We start from the raw sequence: 15,677 nt of genomic DNA, 5'->3' as shown, positions 1-15,677 counted from the left end.
CCCGAACCCCGAACCCCGAACCCCGAACCCCGAACCCCGAACCCCGAACCCCGAACCCCGAACCCCGAACCCCGAAATACAGACACAAAAAAACGGCGCTTAAACAAGCACCGCTTTTAAATGGTTTAGGCTATTTCTTCAACCTTTAACCTTCAACCTTCAACCTTTAACCTTTAACCTTTAACCTTTAACCTTTAACCTTTAACCTAGCACTTAAGCTACTTTTTTCTCTTCTATGCTCGCAAGGTATTCATCAAACGTGCCTTGAAAGTCAATTACCTGCTTGTCTTTAATATCAACAATACGGGTTGCCAGTGACGATACAAACTCACGGTCGTGACTTACAAAAATAAGCGTGCCTTTGAAGTCTTTTAGCGCATTGTTTAGCGCTTCAATGGCTTCCATATCCATGTGGTTAGTTGGTTCATCCATTATCAGTACGTTAACGTCTTGCATCATTAATTTACCAAATAACAAACGGTTTTTTTCACCACCTGAACAGTTACGGGCTTTTTTATTTGCATCGTCTGCGGTAAACAATAAGCGGCCTAACATACCACGTACCATTAAATCGTTGTGCTTAGCAGTACGCCATTGCGACATCCAATCAAATAAGGTTAAATCGTTATCAAAATCTTTGGTGCTGTCTTGTGGGCAATAACCAAACGTGGCGTTTTCTGACCACTTAACTTCGCCCTCATTGCTTTTAAGCTCGTTAACTAAACAGCGTAAAAAGGTGGTTTTACCCACGCCGTTTTCGCCGATAACCGCCAATTTAGCACCGGCTTCGAGTAGTAAATCGCCACCGGTAAATAACGTTTCGCCATCAAATCCATGGCCAAGCTTGGTTAGCTCAAGCGCTTGGCGATACATTTTTTTGCCCTCATCAAAGCTCAGTGATGGGCTCATACGACTCGATGCTTTAACGTCATCAAGCTTAATTTTTTCCATTTTTTTAGCACGCGAACTGGCTTGTTTTGCCTTAGACGCGTTAGCCCCAAAACGGTTAACAAAGTCTTGAAGCTCGTCTATTTCAGCGCTCTTTTTAGCGTTTTCGGCAAGTAATTGCTCGCGTTGTAAGCCTGAAGCTTCAAGGTATTTTTCGTAGTTACCTGGGTAAATACGCAGCTCACCGTAATCAATATCGGCCATGTGGGTACATACCGAGTTTAAAAAGTGACGGTCATGGGAAATAATGATCATGGTACATTTACGTTGGTTAAGCTCATTCGCAAGCCACGTAATAGTATGAATGTCTAAGTTATTGGTAGGCTCATCAAGTAGCAAAATATCAGGGTTTGCAAATAACGCCTGTGCTAACAGCACACGTAATTTCCAACCTGGGGCTACGTTTGCCATTAAGCCATAATGAAACTCTTTATCGATACCCGCATCAAGCAGAATTTCTTCTGCGCGGCTTTCTGCTGTGTAACCGTCCATTTCAGCAAAAACACTTTCAAGCTCGGCCACTTTCATGCCGTCTTCTTCGCTCATTTCAGGCAAAGAGTAAATACGGTCGCGCTCTTGCTTTACTTTCCAAAGCTCAACGTCGCCCATAATTACCGCATCAACCACGCTGTATTGCTCAAATGCAAATTGGTCTTGGCTTAGGTTACCCACTTTAAGCCCCGGCGTAATCGACACATTACCCGAGGTAGGTGCCAATGCCCCGCTTAAAATTTTCATAAAGGTCGACTTACCACAGCCGTTAGCGCCAATTAAACCATAACGGTTACCGTTGCCAAATTTAGCTGAAATGTTTTCAAACAACGGCTCTGCGCCAAACTGCATCGTAATATTTGCGGTGGAGATCAAAAAAAGGTGTCCTAGAAAAATACTGACAGGGTTATGGGCGCAGCAAGTGCGAAAATAGACCAGGCAATAGGTGTAAATAAGGCGGCAAATTATACAGGCCAAGTATACTAAAGGCTAGCCTATTTAAACGCTAACATACGTGATTGTTTTTAAGTGCGACTTTATTGTGGTAAAAATATCAAAAAAGAGTGAGTTATGTCGCCTACAAAAATTCGCAGTGAAGTTATAAAACTTAGTAAGTTAAGTGTAAAGCAGCCAGATTATGACTTCATTCAGGGTTACTTTTTAAGATTAGGCTTACTGCCCGATATAATAATGCCCACTAAATGCAGCTTGTTTTGGCTGAGAAAAAGTAAATGAAAGTGAAAGGTTGAAATGAAAGGTTACGAGCGGCGGGCTTCGAGCGACGAGTAGCGAACACAGCCTAGCGCCTTTGGCTTTCTCATTCAGCGCAGCGCCTCTTTTTCCTCTGTGGTGAATAAATAAAGTAAAACATAAACTGGTAGCAGCGGGTTTACCCCGCGTCTCTATGTTTAATGACCTAAATCTGACGCGATATAAAATCGCTGCTACCAAGAATTATCACCACGTAGCAGCGGGTTTACCCCGCGTCTCTATGCTTAATGACCTAAATCTGACGCGATATAAAATCGCTGCTACAGAATAATATTTGGCTTTTTTATTTCCTCTTTCAGCGCAGCGCCTCTTCGCTCTCTTTGTAGAAAGTTCACTTGAGAGCAAATTGCACAAAGAGAAATAAATGATGGTAAACGAGATGAAAAAAGCAGGGGCTTTGGGTAACTGGTCTGCGTAAACAACCTAGCGTCTTTTATCTAGCGCTTCTTTAGTGAATACATCATTTAAAATCAACTTCCACAAATAAGCATGCATTATCGGTTTTAGTGTTCAGTATAAAATAGATAAGTTATGATTATCATAGTTTTTACTAATGGTTTTTTGTTTTGAGCAATAATGTTTTTCAACAAATAGTTAATTACTTGCAGAAAAATAGCGACATTGAAGTGGTGTGGCTGTATGGCTCTCACGCCAAAGGTACAGCGCAACCTCATAGTGATATTGATCTGGCGATCGCTTTTAAAAATTTTGACCTTAGCTCTTTTGATAAACGACTAAGGCCAAAAGAGCTCGAATTAGAAATCAGTAATGAACTTAGTTTAAACGAACAGCTTATTTCAATCGTTGATATAAACTTAATCCCCAGTTACCTTGCATTCAATATCGTGGAATACGGGGAGGCAATTTTAGGTAAAAATAGCCTTAGAGCGATGAGAGAGCAGCAGCGTATTTATAGCCAGTTTGAATTTGAGATGATAGCGAGTAACCATGACTGATACAGGAATAGCGCTTTATATAAGAGAAGTAACACGACATATTGATGAATATATGCAAGAGCTCGACGAATTAAGCCAAGTAGATCAACTTAATAATAGAGACTATCGTGCCGCAGAGCGTTTGCTACAGTTAATGACAGAAGTATGTATTAGCTTATCTAAACATTGGCTTAAAAAGTATAAAAATACGACAAGCAGTAACGCCTACCAAACATTTAGCGAACTAACTCAACTCGGTGCTTTAACTGATAATGAGTTGCTTTCATGGCGTAAAATAATCGGTTTACGAAATGCGCTTGTGCATGATTATTTGAATATAGATCAGGAAATTGTGAAGACGATTATTAAAAACCAACATTATGTAACTATGCACTTGTTTAGCCAAAAAGCGATGGCCGAATTAGCAAGCTAATTTAGATTAAAGGTGGAAGAGTAAAAGTTCACGAGCGGTGGGTATGAGGTTTTCTATTGCTTATTCTCTTTGTGAAACTTGTAAGCTTAGAGCTTGCTCGCGCGAAAGGACTTAACGTTTGAATGTTGGCTTATAAATAAACAGTAAGGGTAAGCCGCAATTTAATCGAGGCTATAAATGCGTTTAATTGCAGCCTTGTTATTTTTAATCAGGCGATTAATTACCGCGACTTCGTCAAGCGTTATCGTTTTTTTACTCATCATAAAATGTACGCCATTAACATTAATAGCTGGCGCTGTTTTTACCGGTAAAATTGTGTTGTAGCGTTTAGCAAAATATTTTGCAACAACAGAGTCGTCAATCACGTAATCAACGCGCTTTTTGTTAAGCATGCCAAAGCGGGTATACGCTTCGCTAGTAAGTACTATCTGGTTGGGGTAGTGTTTTCTTATTTTTCAAACTCAGCGCCAAAAAAGCTGCCACGGTTAATCGCAACCGTGGCGCCATTTTCAAAAAGAGTGACCAAATCAACCACATTTTTAGCGTTTTTATGCTTATAAAGCAGCATAATTTCATCGCGATAAACATCAGTAAAATAGGAGTACTCGGCGCGCGCTTTTGTATAACTTGCCGCAAAGGTAATATCAATATGGCCAGTTTTTAGCTCTTGCTGAACCCGCGATAAGCTCGGAAAATAAACCCACTCAATACAAAAAGGCGAATTTTTAAAAACAGCGTTAACCGTATCCACCTCTGCGCCTACAAAGGTATTACCCTGCTTAATTAAATAAGGTGGCCAGTTGTTTTCATTTGTGCCTACTTTAAGCGTTTTAAAGCAAGCAAATACGTCACAGCTGCTAAGCAGTAATACAACAGAAGCGACTTTAAGCATTTTATTACTCTAAAAAATGACTACAGCTAAGTATATACACTAGCTGGCAGATTTATCCCGCTTGTAATAAATTAAGAGCGCGCAGTGCAGCAATAAATGACTAGGTTGTTGGTAGCTCAGTAAAAACAAATACGGGGGCTTAAGAGCCGACACTAACTTTTAAACGCTGGTAAGCTTATAGGCTTGAATAAGCGTTTATCAAGCCGTTAGACTGTAGGGTAAATAACAGCCATTTTTTTAGTGTGGGCTAAGGTAAGAGTTTGATTATCGCATTGGCGATGGCAACCAAAAAGCGAATAAGCTGCAAATAAACTAATTCATTTATGAATTTAGGGAATCCGTCAGCACACCCCATATGGTGTAGATACTCAGCTACAAAAGCCAGTCATACCAATAATTACTCATCAATTACTCAATCAAAGTTGTAGTTTTTTTCTATTGAGCAATGAAAAGCGCTTTATGGACCTTATTTTTATAACCTAAATACTTTCAAGAGCATAGAGCTATTAGGTAAAAGTGTAAATAACATGATTTTATAACATTAAACTGTGCTTTTTTATAATAAAAACATACTGCTTAGGGCGTATATATTGCCGTAGCTCTATATTTTTAAATGTTGATACTGTAGATTAGTTATAAATGAATACCAGATTAATAAATAAACCAAGGAGCGGTGAATTTAGTGCCTACTAAAACACTCAATTACTACAATCAAAACGCACAAAGCTTCAGTGACTCAACGCTGAACGTTGATATGTCGGCGCTTTACGCTGAGTTTTTACCGCTTATCCCTAAACACGGCCATATATTAGATGCAGGCTGCGGTAGCGCCCGCGATGCCATGTATTTTAAACAGCAAGATTTTACTGTTAGCGCATTTGACGCAAGTCCCGAGCTTGCAAAGTTAGCCAGTAATTACTTACAACAAGCCGTAGAGGTTAAAACCTTTCAGCAGCTTAATTGTACCAATAAGTACGATGGCATTTGGTGTTGCGCCAGCTTATTACACGTTCCAAAAGTAGAGTTACCGCAGGTGTTTTTAAAGCTGCAAAATGCCCTAAAACCAAACGGTGTTTTGTATGTGTCGTTTAAATACGGCACGCAAGAACGCGTGCACAATGGTCGCGAATTTACCGATTTAAATGAAGAGGGCCTAACCGCATTAATTACCCACCACACCGAGCTTAAAATACTAAAACAATGGCAAACGGTTGACCAACGACCAGAGCGCGAAAGTGAAGTGTGGCTTAATGCATTATTAACGCGCAGCGAATTAATAAATGAATAGCTTTAACGAACAGCACCAATTGCAAAGTAATAAGCAGCAGCTTATTACGGGTGCCGATGACCCGCTATTACCTAATCTTGTACATGCAATAAATAATGCCACAGAGATTGAAATCACAGTGTCATTTATCCAACCCAGTGGCTTGGCTTTATTATTTGACCCACTCAATGAAGCTTTACAAAGTGGCGCAACACTAAAGCTGTTAACCTCCGATTACCTTGATATTACTCATCCTAATGCGCTCAGAGAGCTAATGGTATTAGTGGATCGTGGTGCTGATGTGCGTATTTACCAAACACACAGCAATCAAAGCTTTCACATGAAGTCGTATATTTTTGTCAAAACAAATGACACCAGCGAAATTACCTCTGGTTGTGCCTTTATCGGCTCAAGTAACATTAGCGCCAGCGCCCTTACCAAAGGTCATGAGTGGAATTTTAGACACGATTACCTGCAGCCAAAAACAAGCCAAGCAGCGCAGCAATTTTTAAGTATTCGGAATGCTTTTAATCATATTTTCAACCACGAATTTGTTACCCATTTAAGCCATGAATGGATTAATAACTACATTGCTAGGCGCAAAACACAGCAGTTTGTAGCGGTAAATCATGCCGATACAGCGGAACAAATTATTGAACAAAGCGAAGCTAAAACACCAAGGCCAGCTCAAATTGAAGCGCTCAATGCTCTAGCGCAAACTCGCGCTGAGGGCTTTAAACGTGGCTTAGTAGTGTTAGCAACAGGCATGGGTAAAACATGGTTAAGCGCGTTTGATGTTAAACAATTCAAAGCTAAACGGGTATTATTTGTCGCGCATCGTGAAGAAATACTTGTACAAGCACAGCGTACTTTCGCTGAACTACTGCCGCTTTCAACGGGATTTTATAACGGTAAACACCGCGACAAAAACGCCGACTGTTTATTTGCCTCTATTCAAACCATTGGCCGAAGTAATCATTTAAAGCAATTTGCACCAACGGCGTTCGACTACATCATTGTTGATGAGTTTCATCATGCCAGCGCACGTGTTTATCGTCAGCTATTAAACTATTTTGAACCACAGTTTTTACTCGGTTTAACCGCCACGCCAGAACGAACCGACCAAGCCGATATTTTAGGATTGTGCGACAACAATTTAGTATTTGAGAGAAACTTAACGCAAGGAATTGATCAAAAAACGTTAGTGCCGTTTCATTACTATGGTATTTGGGACGAAAACGTAAACTACCAGGCCATTCCATGGCGCAATGGTCGATTTGATCCTGCAGCACTAGAAAACAAATTTGCGACACAAAAACGGGCAGACCACGCACTTTTGCAGTGGCAGCAATACAAGCAGCAGCGCACATTAGGCTTTTGTATTTCCACCAAACATGCCGATTACATGGCTGATGCGTTTAATAAAGCGGGTGTAAAAGCACTATCAGTACACAGCCAATCAAAAGTACGCCGTAATGAGGCGCTTAACCAATTAGAACAATGCCAAGTTGAAGTACTATTTACCGTTGATCTGTTTAACGAAGGCACTGACTTACCAAGCATTGATACTATTTTAATGCTGCGCCCAAGTGATTCTAAAATCCTGTTTTTACAGCAATTAGGGCGTGGTTTGCGTACGCTAGAAGGTAAAACGCATTTAGTGGTGCTCGACTTTATTGGTAACCACCATAGCTTTTTAAATAAGCCTTATGCGTTACTCCATGAAACTACGCCAAGTGGTGTAGTGAAAAAGCTTAAAAAGCCAAATCTAGCTGATGGCTGTTTTATAAATATTGATTTAAAAGTCACCGACTTCTGGCAACAGCTAGCTAAGGCGCAGCGCACCACCGCGATTGAAGATATAACTCAACTTGCTGAGCAGCTTGGGCATTTACCCACCTTAAGTGAGTTTTACTACCACTATGGGGATATAAAAAAGGTAAACAGCAATTACACTAGTTGGTTTGAGCTAATTGCTAAAACACAAAACATTGATGATGAGGCACAACAAGGCGCTGAGCAACTAGCGCCGTTCTATGACTTTTTACATAAGGGTATACAAACAACCAGTATGACCAAATGCTTTAAAGCTATTTTGCTTGAAGCTTATGTTGCATTAAATGGTTTTACCATTCCCCCAACAGTTGCAGAGCTTGCAGCCATGAGTGCGAAAGTATTAGCACGCCATCCAAATTTAAAACAACACGATTTATCAGCCAAAGAGCAGCAAGCTGCCGCTGATTCACAAACATGGCAAAGCTACTGGCGTAAAAATCCTATCAAAGCTTACACCAATAAAAATAAAGATGGCACGCAGTGGTTTACGCTAGAAAACGACACCGTGAAAGCCACGTTTGACGTACCCGCAGATAAACTCGAATTACTAAACAACGCAGTGTTAGAGCTGGTAGAATACAGCTTAGCTAAATACAGCCAACGGCTAAAAGTAAACGTAGCAACAACTGAACAAAATACCGCTCAACAAGCTGACAATGTGACTCAGCTAAAGTTTAAAGATCGTGCCGATACAGCAAAAGAGCAAGATAACGTATTAAAGCTGCCGTACTTCCCCAACATTAAAATAGCTTGTGGGCATTTTAAAACAGGGGATGAAAGCGATATGGAATTGATGGACGCACCACTTGGCGCGGGCAAGCTCGATCCACAAGTACACTTTTTAGCGCATGCGTCGGGTAATTCTATGAATGGCGGTAAGCACCCAATACTTGATGGTGATTTACTGCTACTTGAGCTTATAACTTCCGATAGAGCCGGATCGCTACGTGGCCAAATAGTCGCAATAGAGCGGGATGATATAAGCGGGGAAGGGCAGTATTTACTGCGTAAGGTTAATAAATTACCAAACGGACAATATGAGCTAATTGCTCAAAACCCAGATTACGAGGTAATGATTGCTGATGAAAGCATGCGAACGTTCGCGCGATTTAAACAAGTGGTTTCGTAGTCGCGATTTTATATCGCGCTATTGCCTGTAGGCGATGAGCTTGCTCGCGTTTTGTAGACGCGCAGCTTGCTGGCGTTAAAAGCGAAGCTTTTTGAATAGCTATTTTGCGTGAGAGCTTTAGGGATCTAATAACCTCTATACGAGGTTTTATCGCGTTGGCGATGGCAACCAAAGGGCGGCTGCCGCCGACCGCCCTTTGGAATCCCACGGCGCACCCGAGGATCACACTGTGTCCTCAAGTTAAAAATTGATGTGAACGTAACCGCCGTGTATTCGCCATCCATGGCGAAGTCACGGCTTAACTTGCATCCATGCAAGTGATTACTCATCAATTTATAACTTTTGGGTGTGATCACGGGGAATTGGAGTGTGTTGGTAGATTGGTGATTATGAATGTAGGTGGGAGTTTACATCGCGCATTTAGATAGTCTTGCTTGTAGACTCAAAGGGTTCTTAACTTAGAAACTATCTAATTGGCAGTTTTCTACTCTATACAAACTTCACTTGGTATAGAGCTTTTAATCCACAATTTATATTTTATCTATGGGTAGTGTTTTCAACTTAATCGCGTGACGGACTTCTAGTCGTAGGAATAATGCTTTTTTGCATTTCTTTTATCATCTCTACGAGATAAGTAAAAGAAAGCGAATGCACCTGTAGATGCAATAATTGTGGTGCCTTAAAAAGAACACTCATTTACAATCCTCTAATTTAACTCATCACCCAACCGCTAATTTCCCAGCCCCATGCCACATTTCACTTGGCATGGGGTTGGTTAATTCCCACGTTATATTCATCGGCTGGCTACCGTTGTGGCTCTGGTATTTAACCTCGCCGTAGTTTACAAAGCCCATAGTTCGGCCGTTTTCGTCTTTACCTTGTTCGCGTACAAATAGGAGGATGGTTTTGCCTGTTTGTTGGTGCTCAATATAACTAAGGCCGCGGCCGTGTTCTGGACGGGCGCTGTTTTGCGTTTGCCAATGGAACAGAGTAGGGCTAATTGCGTAATCGTGATACAGCGTGGTGGGCGAGTAGGTTTCTTCGCACTTGTTGAGTGTTACAAATAGCAGCTCTAGGTTTTGGTTTTTAAATTCTAAAACGCCTTCGCGAGCGGTCGATTTTTTATCAAACGAGTGCGCTCCAAACGCGGCGAGTATTTGTTGGCGCGTGTAGCGGCTGTGTAATTTTATTGCGTGATTAGGTAGGCACGTTAAATCGCTTTCTTGCTGGTGAATGCGGTTTATCAATAGTGTAATCACTTGCACAAGTTCCTGCTGTAGCTCTTGGTGTTTGAGGGCTTGTAAGCTTTGTTCAAGCGTTTTAAAGCCTAAACTTGAGCCAGTAGTATCCCAAAAGTTGTAATGCGCCATAAGCGCGTACTGTTGGTTTTGTGGCGTTGGCGTAAAACTAAAGTCGTTATTACATAAATCACGTAAAAAGCATAAGTAGCTGAGCGAGTCGCAGCCGAGTAATTGGGTGTTGATTGCGCGGTAATACGCGGCGTAAATGTCGGCTTGCTCTGCGGGTATTTCATCGCCTTTTAGCCAGTGCCAGCCACCGAGTTTTTTATCTTTTGGTTTGTATATATCTTCAAGTGTGACTTGCGGGTTTATGCGTAAAAAGTTACTGAGCGTTAGCGCGTCATTGGTATGTTGCGAATAGCTATTTATCAGCTGTTGTAAACGGCGTTTAGTGTTTATGGCTTGCTGAATATTTTTTAGTATTGTTTGTTGTGTGCGCTTTTGTAGCTCTATGCGGCAACCCAGTGGTAAATGCGGGAAGTGATTTTCAATCTCGGTTTTTATTGGTTGGTTGCTTTTACCAATAAGCGCGCGGAACTTACTGGCAAAATCGTATTCTGGGCGAGCATTCCCTACAAAATCGAGTACGGTGCAGCACTGTTTCTGGCTGTTATCGGGTAAACGCAAACCACGACCTAGTTGCTGTAAAAACAGCGTTAGGCTTTCGGTTGGGCGTAAAAATAACAGAGTATCGACCTCTGGAATATCGACCCCTTCGTTAAAAATATCAACCACGCAAAGTATTTGTATTTCACCCTGGCGCAGTGCTTGCTGTTTGGCCGCGCGCTCATTAGTGTTTTTACTGGTCAGTACATCGGCGTTTATACCTGCTAAGTTGAATTTAGAGGCCATAAACTCTGCGTGCTTTTGGCTTACGCAAAATGCCAACGCTTTTATATCGTGAACATTAGTCACTATATCAGCAAGGCTGGATATAATTTTGTTAGCGCGGCTGTTCTCCCCTGTATAAAGGTTACTCAATTCGGTTATATCGTAACGGCCGCCTCGCCATGTTATTTGACTTAGGTCGGTATCGTCATCTAGTCCAAAGTATTGAAACGGGCATAAATGGCGCTGGTTTATTGCCTCTGGCAAGCGAATTTCAGCGGCTATTACACCGCAAAAGTCATCGAGTATATTTGCGCCATCTTGTCGCTCTGGTGTAGCAGTTAAACCAAGTAATATTGTGGGCGTAAAGTGGTTTAAAATAGCGCGATAACTAGCTGCGCTTACGTGATGTACTTCATCTATTACAATATAGTCGTAGTAATCACTTGTTAAGTTGAGCGATTCAATTTGGCTGTTTAATGTTTGGATTGACGCAAATAATTGGTTATAGCGCTGTGGCTTATAGTTACCTACCCACAGCTCCCCAAAGTCGTTATTTTTAAGCACGCCACGATAAGCGCTTTGTGCTTGTTTAAGTATTTCTTCACGGTGGGCTACAAACAAAAAGTGTGCGTTTGGGTTTTTATCGTAAATGGCTTTAAAGTCAAATGCCGATATTATTGTTTTACCTGTGCCGGTTGCGGCAACTACTAAGTTTTTAAAGCGATCATGAACGCTACGCTCAACGCTTAGTTTTTCTAAAATAGCGAGTTGATGGGTTTTTGGCGTGATATCAAAATAAAACTGACTGCTTGCTTGGCCAACACCGCGTTGCTCATTAAGTGAATTTATGAGCTTTTCTTTACATTCAGTTTTGCCAGTAAATAGCTCGAAATCTGGCGACTGCCAATAGGTTTCAAAGGTACTTTTGGTTTTGGCTATGATGTGCGGGATTTCTTGCGCGGTAATTTTTAAGTTCCACTCAAGGCCGCTGGTAAGCGCCGAATGCGATAAATTAGACGAACCAATATAACCGGTATGAAACTCCGTATTACGCATAAACAAGTATGACTTTGCGTGTAAGCGCTCTTGCTGGTTGTTGTAACTAAGCTTTACCTCAGTGTTTGGCAAGCTTGCTAAAAACTCAATCGCTTTAGCATCTGTTGCACCCATGTACGAGGTGGTAATTACTTTGAGTTTATTGCCACTTTTGGTAAATGCTTCAAGCTCATTTTTAAATATGCGCAGCCCCGTCCATTTTATAAATGAGACAAGCCAGTAAATAGTGTCGGACGATTTAATCTCGCGTTTTAGCTCGGTTTCGAGCGATATACCTGCATTAGCACCGCTAAATAACTCGCTTTGGGTAAGCCCTGTGATTGGGAATATATCTCTGGAATAGTCTTTAAGATTGGCCGCAATGGGGTTTTGAGTATTAAACAGGGCAGTGAGTATTCGGCCTTGGCTGTCGATAAGGTTTTCGTTGATCAGTTCGTCATCGCGAATATGATCTTTAAGCCACAGCACAAGGCTATTTGCGAGATTAATTTGCTCTTGCAAACGCTCGTTTGAATTAGGGATTGCATCAATGGCATGTTCAACCAGTTTACCTAAAAAGCGCGAAAGCCACGTAGCCGCCTCAGCCGATTCTAGTTGGCGTTCGCCCACATAAAATTGGTCACGATTTAAGTTTTGCTTAATTACTTGTGTAATTAACTGCTCGTAAATACCAATCTGTTGCATTAAATCACTCCCTGTTTGCGAGTATTCAGTTTACTAAAAAAATCAATGTAAACAAGCATTAACTCATTATTCAATTAAAGACCGCTGCCAAGACAATTCTCCGTGATCACACCCGAAATTGAATTAATGGTGAGTAATTTACAGCATGGATGCTGTTAAAAAGCGTAGCTTGGCCACGGATGGCCTATCTACGCTGGTTACGTACATATCATTAATTTAAATTGAGGAAACAGTGTGATCCTCGGGGCGCCGTGAGATTCCAAAGAGAAGTCGGCGGTTACTTCTCTTTGGTTGCCGTCGCCAACGCGACATTTACTAGTCAAATTTGAAAAACGCTGTATTTTCACAATCACCACACACTAATGAATAAGACTCTTTGCGTTTACTCACTTTGGTATTGGCGCTAGTACATTGCGGGCAAGGCGCTTTCATTGGCGTATTGGTATCGCACTCCCCACATGTAACAAAATAGCCGTAGCGACCTGAGCGAGCTTTAAGCGTCGTTTTATTGTTGCACTGCTTGCACTGTAAATTTATTTCATTGGCAATATTTGGTTGCTTTTGAGTTATTGGCGCAATAGCTGTTGATTCATCTTGATAAATCGGGCTAGGTTCGTGGAGACTTGATGCTATTGCATCAGGTTTTAACTGTGTGGAAGGGGCAATATTTTGCTCTAAAAGAAACTGACAGATCCTAGCTAAGCTTTCTTTACTAAACCACGGACGAACATTGGTCGAAAAAAAGTGCAGGGCGTTTGGTATTGATTCCGGTAGCTTCATTATGTCTAAAAGTTTATCCGCTATAAACTCTGATTTAACGAGTCGCTCTTCAAGCGCTTTTGGTGTGTTATCTCGATTAATTATGGCATTACTCGATATTGCACAAATGCCATGCCATTCACGACCACCAAAGTTTTGTTGTATTTTGCCAAACATCTTAGGGAGTAGGTGTGGAGCATTGTTTATTATCAAACTTTTTAGTAATGCCAGTTGTAGCTCAACTTGTTTGATTGGTGATGGCATTCCTTGCCATTGTCCTCGGTAGCTGCGACTCCACTCTTGATGTTGGTTTATAGCGACTTCACCGGTAATACTTTTTGATTCAATAAGAATAAACCCGTAGGTATAAACAATAAGGTGGTCTATCTGTGCGCTTTCGCCGTTGTGTTTAAACTTTACATCATTAAACACAAATACTTGACGGTGGTCTTTAAATGCGCGACGTAAGTAAAATGCTACGTCTAGCTCTTGTTTTTGACCCGCTTTGATCTTAGAGGAAGTTGTAGTTGATAGAGCTTTATCTTTTAAAATCATGCGACATCCTTTCTGTCATATATGTTTAAAGCATATCACTGAAGTACCTAATAAAAATACTGTTTAAGGATTTTTACTCGCCCTATTTTTATTTAAAAGCGTAGCTTTTCGCATCAGCAAGCTTAACGCCTACGGTGATAAAAGGCGCTAGGTTGTGTTCGTTGCTCGTCGCTTGCTGCTCGAAACCGAAATTGGCGTTTAAAATAATCACAGCTAAAACTGGTTTCTACGATTTCAACTTACCAATTAACACAATGAGGCAATTAAGCTCATTATTCGCCTCATTGTGTGAGGCGAATAAGTCATATAGACTAAAGCTAATTAACTTAAGGGCACACGCTTATGTGGATATGGCAACAACAAGATTGGCCGAACTTTACGTGGGATGAAAAACAGCTTGCGCCGTTGTTGAGAAAGCTTTGTTTTAACCAAGGTGTGCTGATTGGTCGCATGGATGGGCAAAGTACGCAGCAAAAACAGCAAGCACTTGATACTTTATTGGCTAATATTATTCATTCAAGCGCAATTGAAGGTGAAAAACTCAATGCGTTTTCGGTACGTTCGTCACTAGCTAAAAAACTCCACATTGATGAGCAGCCTTATCCAACCACAGTGCAAAGCGATAATCTTGCAGAGATCATGTTGGATGCAATTAATAACACCGATACACCGCTTGATTTAGAACGTGTGTTGAATTGGCATCGTTTATTGTTTACAGGTGAACAAGGATTATTTACTCAAATAGCGGACGGTCAATTACGTGGCAACGAGCCAATGCAAATTGTATCAGGGCGATTAGATAGACCCGTATTACATTTTACTGCTCCACCAAAAGATGTTATCGAAAACGAACTCGCTGTTTTTTTTAATTGGTTTAATGCAGGTTATAACGATCGACACGAAGACCCTTTTATTCGTGCTGCAATCGCTCATTTGTGGTTTGTAACCTTACATCCATTTGAAGATGGTAACGGGCGTATTACGCGTCTTATTACAGATTTAGCGCTTGCTCAAGAGCATAAAGAGTCGATACGGTTCTATGCGATGTCGGTGGCAATTTTAGAAGATAGAAAAGGCTATTACGAGGTCTTAGAGGCAACACAGCGTGGTGATTTGTGCATTACACAGTGGATTACCTGGTTTTTAAATACGCTCAATAAAGCCGTTGAATCTACCCTGAAGAATATTGAGCAAACTGTCGCTAAAACTAATTATTGGTTTAAAAAAGATCAAACTAGACTAAATGAACAGCAAGTAAAAGTGCTAAATAAATTACTTGATGGCCAATTTGAGCAGGGCATCAGTGCGAGTCAGTATCAAAAAGTGGCTAAGGTAAGTCGTGCGACGGCAACGCGTCATTTATCAGATTTACAAACACTGGATTATATAAAGAAAACCGCAGCGGGTGGTCGCAGTACTCGTTATAAAATAGCCAAATGATTTTAAAAAGCTTAAAGCTTTTATCTATAATTCAAAGCCCTACTATTTCAAACACGATGACACTAAGGTGAGGCAATTAATGACGTAAAAGTAACCTAATTTAAAAGCGGTAATTTTCGCGTCAGCAAGCTTAACGCCTACGTTGATAAAGGCCGTGGGCTTCGAGCAGTGAGTAGCGAGCTTTACAAACAGCCTGATATCAGCCCTGAACCTAGAGTCTACTCTTTTAGCGCAGCGTCTCTTTGCCTTCTTTGTGAATAATTTACTAAACCCTATTTGAACACAGAGAAGACAACGGGCTTCGAGCGACGAGTAGCGAGCTTTACAAACAGCCTGATATCAGCCCTG

10 protein-coding genes are annotated in these 15,677 nt (G+C 41.2%); 5 read left to right on the top strand and 5 right to left on the bottom strand.

The features are described 5' to 3' along the window. Positions 1-213: 213 nt before the first annotated feature. Positions 214-1,815 carry an ABC-F family ATPase gene (locus MTN97_RS17440; RefSeq protein ID WP_081762926.1) on the bottom strand — a complete coding sequence of 534 codons (1,602 nt, stop codon included), beginning with the start codon at positions 1,813-1,815 and terminating at the stop codon, positions 214-216. A gap of 962 nt (positions 1,816-2,777) precedes the next feature. Between MTN97_RS17440 and mntA the strand changes: the two genes are divergently transcribed. After that, positions 2,778-3,167, top strand: coding sequence for a type VII toxin-antitoxin system MntA family adenylyltransferase antitoxin (gene mntA, locus MTN97_RS17435; protein WP_036983630.1), 390 nt, complete (start codon positions 2,778-2,780; stop codon positions 3,165-3,167). After that, entirely contained in the window at positions 3,160-3,579 is a 420-nt protein-coding gene (gene hepT / locus MTN97_RS17430) for a type VII toxin-antitoxin system HepT family RNase toxin (protein WP_036983632.1), read from the top strand. Before mntA ends, hepT begins: the two co-directional genes overlap by 8 nt. Positions 3,580-3,740: 161 nt before the next feature. On the opposite strand, the gene MTN97_RS18065 is transcribed toward hepT, so the two are convergent. Then, on the bottom strand, positions 3,741-3,971 hold the full coding sequence (locus MTN97_RS18065) for a transporter substrate-binding domain-containing protein (RefSeq protein WP_250654133.1): 231 nt from the start codon (positions 3,969-3,971) through the stop codon (positions 3,741-3,743). 56 nt (positions 3,972-4,027) lie between these two features. Continuing rightward, the gene (locus MTN97_RS18060) at positions 4,028-4,471 is read right to left on the bottom strand and encodes a transporter substrate-binding domain-containing protein (protein WP_312842968.1); all 444 of its coding nucleotides are present in this window, start codon (positions 4,469-4,471) and stop codon (positions 4,028-4,030) included. Between the two features lie 682 nt (positions 4,472-5,153). Between MTN97_RS18060 and MTN97_RS17420 the strand changes: the two genes are divergently transcribed. Next, positions 5,154-5,759: a class I SAM-dependent methyltransferase gene (locus tag MTN97_RS17420; protein ID WP_248474995.1), complete on the top strand. Its 606-nt coding sequence runs from the start codon at positions 5,154-5,156 to the stop codon at positions 5,757-5,759. Then, a complete protein-coding gene (locus tag MTN97_RS17415) occupies positions 5,752-8,703 on the top strand; it encodes a DEAD/DEAH box helicase family protein (RefSeq protein WP_248474994.1) in 2,952 nt (983 codons plus the stop codon). The genes MTN97_RS17420 and MTN97_RS17415 overlap by 8 nt, the downstream gene beginning before the upstream one ends. A gap of 719 nt (positions 8,704-9,422) precedes the next feature. Here the strand turns inward: MTN97_RS17415 and MTN97_RS17410 are convergent. Then, positions 9,423-12,575, bottom strand: coding sequence for a DUF3427 domain-containing protein (locus tag MTN97_RS17410; protein ID WP_248474993.1), 3,153 nt, complete (start codon positions 12,573-12,575; stop codon positions 9,423-9,425). 315 nt (positions 12,576-12,890) lie between these two features. Beyond that, on the bottom strand, positions 12,891-13,889 hold the full coding sequence (locus MTN97_RS17405; RefSeq protein WP_248474992.1) for a nuclease-related domain-containing protein: 999 nt from the start codon (positions 13,887-13,889) through the stop codon (positions 12,891-12,893). 342 nt (positions 13,890-14,231) lie between these two features. Between MTN97_RS17405 and MTN97_RS17400 the strand changes: the two genes are divergently transcribed. Beyond that, positions 14,232-15,329 carry a Fic family protein gene (locus tag MTN97_RS17400; protein ID WP_248474991.1) on the top strand — a complete coding sequence of 366 codons (1,098 nt, stop codon included), beginning with the start codon at positions 14,232-14,234 and terminating at the stop codon, positions 15,327-15,329. The last annotated feature ends 348 nt before the right edge of the window (positions 15,330-15,677 follow it).

The sequence above is a fragment of the Pseudoalteromonas sp. 2CM36K genome (assembly GCF_023161865.1).
Classification (GTDB): domain Bacteria; phylum Pseudomonadota; class Gammaproteobacteria; order Enterobacterales; family Alteromonadaceae; genus Pseudoalteromonas; species Pseudoalteromonas tetraodonis.
Note: the sequence above shows the minus strand (reverse complement) of the source record. Positions and strands in the feature narration are given on the sequence as shown.